The sequence below is a fragment of the Microbacterium sp. genome (assembly GCF_041909575.1).
Classification (GTDB): Bacteria; Actinomycetota; Actinomycetes; order Actinomycetales; family Microbacteriaceae; genus Microbacterium.
This window is the reverse complement of record NZ_JAYRDE010000184.1, coordinates 1-2,749: the sequence shown is the minus strand read 5'-3', so window position 1 is coordinate 2,749 and position 2,749 is coordinate 1. Positions and strand designations below refer to the sequence as shown.

Sequence of the window (2,749 nt, the reverse complement as noted above, 5' to 3'; positions counted from 1 at the left end):
GCCGGAGCGGCCGGCTTCGCACCGGCCGCGGGCGCGGCGACGCCGTCAGCCTCGAGCGCGGCGCGCAGCTTGCGCGCGACCGGCGGCTCGATGGTCGACGACGGGCTCTTCACGAACTCGCCGAGCTCCTTGAGCTTGGCGAGGGCGACCTTGCTGTCGACGCCGAGTTCGGAAGCGATCTCGTGCACGCGTGGTTTGGCGTTTGCCACAATTCTCCTGTCTGGGGTCCACCCAGGCAGGGCAGACCGTTAGTCGCGGACGGGTCTCATTTCGAGCCGTTCACTTTTTTTCCATAGCCGTTCAGCCGTTTCTCGATGGTCTGCGTGTCAAGCGGGCCCGACACACGCAATGCCCGCACGAACGCCCGGCGCCGCAGTGCGGCATCCACGCATTCGCTCGTCTCGTGCACCCACGCACCCCTCCCCGGCATGACCGCGTTCTCGTCGGGGACGAGGACGGAATCGATGGCGACCACCCTGAGCAGGGCGGAGCGGGAGGCACGCGTGCGGCATCCGACGCACGTTCGTACAGGATCCATTATACCCGGGAGAGAGATCCCCCAGACCCCCCTTCTACAACCGCGCGCGTGCGCTCAGGCGTCCTCGAGGATCGAGTCGGGCTGGATGTCGATCTTGGCGCCGGTGAGCTTCGCCGCGAGGCGGGCGTTCTGCCCCTCTTTGCCGATCGCGAGCGAGAGCTGGTAGTCGGGAACGAGCGCGCGCACGGCCTTGCTGGAGGCATCCAGGATGAAGCTCGACGTCACCTTCGCCGGAGACAGTGCGTTCGCGACGAACTTCGCCAGCTCCGGGTCGTAGTCGACGATGTCGATCTTCTCGCCGCCGAGCTCCTCGGTCACCGCGCGGACGCGGCGGCCGAGCTCGCCGATGCACGCGCCCTTGGCGTTGATCGTCGGATCGTTCGCCTTGACCGCGATCTTGCTGCGGTGACCTGCCTCGCGGGCGAGCGACACGATCTCGACCAGCCCGGCGGCGATCTCGGGGACCTCGAGGGCGAACAGCTTGCGAACCAGCCCGGGGTGCGTGCGCGACACGGTGATCTGCGGGCCCTTCGTGCCCTTGGACACCGAGGTCACGTAGACGCGCAGTCGCGAGCCGTGGGTGTACTCCTCGCCGGCGACTTGCTCCTCGGGCGGGAGGATGGCCTCGACGGTGCCGAGGTCGACGTGCACCATGCGCGGGTTGGGGCCCTGCTGCACGACGCCGGCGACGATGTCGCCCTCCTTGCCGCGGAACTCCCCGAGCACCGCGTCGTCGGCGATGTCGCGGAGCCGCTGGCTGATGACCTGCTTGGCGGCGAAGGCGGCGATGCGGCCGAAGTCCTCCGGCGTGGACTCCTCCTCGCCGATGACAGCGCCCTCGTCGTCGAGGAGCGGGATGAAGACGGCGACGTGCCCGGTCTTGCGGTCCAGTTCGGCGCGCGCGCCCTCGGGAAGCTCGCCGGTGGGCGACGTGTGCTTGGCGTACGCCGTCAGAATGGCCTGCTCGATGATCCGCACGAGTTCGTCGAAGGGGATCTCCTTCTCACGCTCGACGGTCCGCAGCAATCCGAGATCGATGTCCACTCTGGCCTCCGTATTCAGCTCTCACCGGCGCATCCAGCCGCCGGAACCCTCCCACGTTACCGGATGCCGCCACCCACGACGCTGGGAAGGCCCTGGCGGACGGCGCTGATCACACCTGCTGCGACCGGCGCAAGCCGCCCCGGGCCGGTGCGGGCCCACCGTAGGCTGACCGCATGACGGCATCCTCGACCAAGGTCGCCGCGAAGACCGCGGCCAGGGAAGCCGAGTCGAGCGCGGTCTTCGAGGTCCTCGCGCGCGCGGGGTATGTCGCGAACGGCATCGTGCACGTCCTCATCGGCGTCATCGTGCTCGTCGTCGCCTTCGGCGGTGACGCGGAGGGCGACCAGGCCGGGGCGATGAAGGCGCTTGCGGCGGCTCCCCTCGGATTGGTGCTGCTGTGGCTGATCGCCATCACGCTGTGGGCGCTGGGGCTCTGGCATCTGGCCGAGGGAGTCCTCGCCCGCGACCGCTCCGACGACGTCAAGGGCGCCGCCAGGAAGTGGGGACGCCGGGCCGCCGAATGGGGGCAGGCCCTCGTGTTCCTCGCGCTGGGCGTGGTCGCGGCGGCGATCGCGCTGGGGGCACGACCGGACGCCGAGAAGGCAGCCGAATCGGCCAGCCGCGGACTGCTCGACATCCCGGGAGGGCCGATCGTGCTCGCACTCGTCGGGCTGGGCATCCTCGCCGGCGGAGTGTCGTTCGTGGTGATGGGCGTGCTGCGCAGCTTCCGCAAGCGCCTCGACATCCCCGACGGGAAGCGGGGACGCACCGTCGAAATCGCGGGGGTGATCGGGTTCGTCGCGAAGGGCATCGCACTGGTCATCGTGGGCGTGCTGCTCCTGATCGCCGCGGTGCGGACGGATGCCGAGACCGCGGGTGGCCTCGACGGCGCGGTGGACGCTCTGCTCGACCTCGCACTGGGACCCCTGCTCGCCGGAGTCGTGGGCGCCGGGTTCCTCGCGTACGGGTTCTTCACCGTCGTCCGGGCGAGCCTCGCGAAGATGTGACCGGCTAGGACGAGGCATCCGTCCTGTCAATGCCCTGTCGGCGCGGCCCCCGGCGGAGGAGCGTCGTGCCATGGCAGAGACGACACCGCAGGAAGTCACCGGGCCCGAGGCGATCGCGCGGGTCAAGGAGCTCGTCGAGGACATCGACTTCACGATGCTC

The 2,749-nt window shown here is 69.6% G+C and carries 4 protein-coding genes; 1 reads left to right on the top strand and 3 read right to left on the bottom strand.

Going from position 1 to position 2,749, the window contains the following annotated elements; all coding sequences use genetic code 11:
• From ACE3O1_RS15355 to nusA, 3 genes are all read right to left on the bottom strand, one after another.
• The coding region (locus tag ACE3O1_RS15355) for a translation initiation factor IF-2 N-terminal domain-containing protein (RefSeq protein WP_374316531.1) at positions 1-188 on the bottom strand (188 nt) is incomplete at its 3' end.
• Positions 189-265: 77 nt separating this feature from the next.
• Positions 266-538, bottom strand: coding sequence for a YlxR family protein (locus ACE3O1_RS15350; protein ID WP_374316529.1), 273 nt, complete (start codon positions 536-538; stop codon positions 266-268).
• Positions 539-592: 54 nt separating this feature from the next.
• Positions 593-1,582, bottom strand: coding sequence for a transcription termination factor NusA (gene nusA, locus ACE3O1_RS15345; protein ID WP_374316527.1), 990 nt, complete (start codon positions 1,580-1,582; stop codon positions 593-595).
• A 173-nt stretch (positions 1,583-1,755) separates the two neighbouring features.
• Here nusA and ACE3O1_RS15340 point away from each other — a divergent pair, with 173 nt between their 5' ends.
• Positions 1,756-2,589 (top strand): DUF1206 domain-containing protein, encoded by an 834-nt coding sequence (locus tag ACE3O1_RS15340; protein ID WP_374316525.1) that lies wholly within the window; start codon positions 1,756-1,758, stop codon positions 2,587-2,589.
• Positions 2,590-2,749: the final 160 nt, after the last annotated feature.